Source organism: Salinimicrobium sediminilitoris, assembly GCF_020866905.1.
In the GTDB taxonomy this organism is placed as follows: Bacteria; Bacteroidota; Bacteroidia; order Flavobacteriales; family Flavobacteriaceae; genus Salinimicrobium; species Salinimicrobium sediminilitoris.
Genome location: NZ_JAIVCC010000008.1, coordinates 1 through 2,935, shown reverse-complemented (window position 1 = coordinate 2,935; position 2,935 = coordinate 1). Strand labels below are relative to the sequence as shown.

At 40.2% G+C, this 2,935-nt stretch carries 1 protein-coding gene; it reads left to right on the top strand.

Going from position 1 to position 2,935, the window contains the following annotated elements; genetic code table 11:
- Positions 1-1,145 precede the first annotated feature (1,145 nt).
- A partial coding sequence (locus LA313_RS09885; RefSeq protein WP_228914534.1) for a hypothetical protein occupies positions 1,146-2,935 on the top strand: 1,790 nt, incomplete at its 3' end.

Sequence of the window (2,935 nt, the reverse complement as noted above, 5' to 3'; positions counted from 1 at the left end):
AACCCTTCATCATTCATTTGATGAAGGGTTTTTTTATGGAATAAATTTTAATTAGATACGACTGCCATCTCCCCTCCCTTCCAGGGAGGGGAAGGCTCCGCTGTTGCGGAGACGGGGAGGGTCCGGTTTCTACAATTACAGTGGTGAATGGAAACTCACCAATAAACCCTTTCAGGGTTCCAAACCCTGAAAGGGTTGTAATAGCTAGAAATTTGTAAACGGAAGAATAATCCGTAACGCACCACCCCGTCTCCGCCTCCCGGTGCATCCACCCCTCCTCAGAAAGGAGGGGAACACTTTCTCGGGAAGTTTTTGTAGAATCCGCTGGCGCGGATTTATAATCCGTGCCTTGATTATTAGCTAAAAACTTAATAAGATACGTCTTTCAGCTCCCCTCCCTTGCAAGGGAGGGGAAGTCCGCCAGGTGGTGGACGGGGAGGGTCTTCTTTCCTCAAAACTAAATTCAGGAAATGCAGGGGAAATTCTGGATTAAGTACAAAAGTTGTATTTGCTAAATATTCAAGTTAATCTATAAAGATAAACCTCACTTATAGCCTTCGTCTTACAGGCTTATGCTTATGGAATAATGGAGAGATAATCAGACTTTACAGGTTTTCGGAAGTTGTGAGATCTTTTTGCTTAAGTCTGACCTTTGCCACCCCGGCTTAAAAAGGAGGGAGCTAATTAACGGGAAGCTAATTAGAGACCAATTAAGCTCCCTTACCATGAACTGTTAAATAATGGTGCGATTCCTTATATAATCACAGTAAGAAGTAATTTTTTATCTCATCATAAAAATTATTTTGACTATAATATACTGATGTAAAGTATTTTGTATTAAATTTAATGTGCTTTAGGTGATCTTGCTAGTATTCCTAAATAATTTCCCCATAATAAATATCCCCCCCAGAACATATCTATTAGTTTTTTGTAATTCCCCCGTTACTGTGCTTGTAAATTTCCTCCCCCAGGAAAATTTTGGTTCTTATTCTTTTAAAATTTCCCCTACCTAAGGTTCGCCCGAATCTGCTTTCATTTACTTCTTGTGTTCTGGTTAGTATTTATTAACCACAACATTATTGACTATGGAGAAAATTACCAAAATTCCTGTTTTATTTATAAGGAAGAATGTTCGGAGGTTTAAAATGAAATTTCAGTTATCACAAAAGGTTTTACTTATGCTTTTTGTGATCATGAGTATTGCTTTTACTACTGAAATGAGAGCACAGGCAGATACACCCTGTGAAGGTGCAAATCGTTGGGAAGGAGGTTCAACCTGGATTGGAACTGATGGTTCCATTAATGATGATCCAAATGCGGGCGAGCCTAACGGAATTATTAGATGCGGTAGTTCTGCAGAAACACAGTCTCAGATTTCACCTTTTAATAACGCCGTTTATAATAGCTCGGCATTTTTAATTGATGTTGAGGACGGGGGGTGTGTGAATCCCAGTACCGGAAGCATAGTTGCGCCGGATAATCCGACTAATGGGCAACCTATTGTATGGCTTAATTTTGATGTAAGACCATATTCGGGAAGTTTCGAAGTCCAAATAAATGATAATTCAGGGGATAATATTGGTTGGGCTTTGTATGTATCTGAACGAAATGATGCCTTTACTACATACAGCAGTGTTGCTGGGGATGATTTAAGCGGAGATTGTTCAAATCTTTCCTTTGTTTCTTGTGGAGTTGAATCATCCAATACCTGGAATACCATACCAGTAGGGAATGTAGATTTTCTTGAACCTACAAACTTTTATCTGGCTATTTGGGATCAGGACGCAGATGGCAATTTAAATGTAAATAATTTTAAAGCAAGATTTGGTTGCGGGGATGGAGATATTCCAATATGTGCGCTTGTGGTTGGTGAGGAATCAGTGAATTGTATTGATTCTGAAACTTACGAAGTGGTTGTTCCAATAGCTGGAGTCAACGCCCAATTTTCTGCCTCTGATCCAAATGCCTTGAGCATCTCTGAAGATGTTTGTCTGGAAAATCTTGGGGTGGGTGGACCTGTAGAAGGTAGTTTTACTTTAACCTATCCAATAGGAACAGACTACAATATTGAAATATTTGCATTGGATGATCCCGATATTCCAGATTGTGCCGATCCCTTTAACCCAACACAATGTATTGGAGAGACTTCGGGTAGTTCTCCTGTTCCCCCTTCAATAAGTATCCCCGATCAGAAAGTTTGTGAAAATGTTACTTCAGTAAATTTAACTTTACTTGAGCCCATAGATTATCCGGGAGGAATTTGGTCAAACGCAGAGGGTGATATTTCGGATGCCACAAATGTAGATCCTAATAATGGACCTTTCACATATACTTTTACTGATGAAATAAGTTGCAGTGGTTCAGATATCGTGAATTACACTTTTTATGATCTTCCAGAAGCTGGAACTGGTGGTAGTGACCGGTTCTGTATTGATGAGGATCTTAGCTCGGTGAGTTTATTTGGACTTGTAAGTGGTGGAGACGTCGGAGGAGACTGGACCGATGAGTTTGAAAATTCAGTCTCCGATCCAATTAATCTAAGCGGATATACAGCAGGAACCTATGTGTTTGCTTATACCGTTGATCCTGATGATGTTAATTCAGAATGTCCAAGTGATAAGACTTCGGTAATTATTGTAATAGATGACATAGTTCAAGCTGGTGAAGATGGCGAGGATCGTTTTTGTGAGGGAGATGAGAGCAGGGATGCAGTAAATCTCTTTGAACTCATTGCCAATGAGGATGCTGGTGGTAGCTGGGCTGACACAGATGGTAGCGGAGTAGATATCAGTGATCCAACGATGGTAGATTTTACCGGTATGGTTGCCGGTTCATATACTTTCACCTATACAGTAACTCCTGGTGAGGGATCTGAATGTCTTGCTGACAGTTCTGAAGTAGAGATTGTAATTGATGAACCTGTATATGCAGGAGT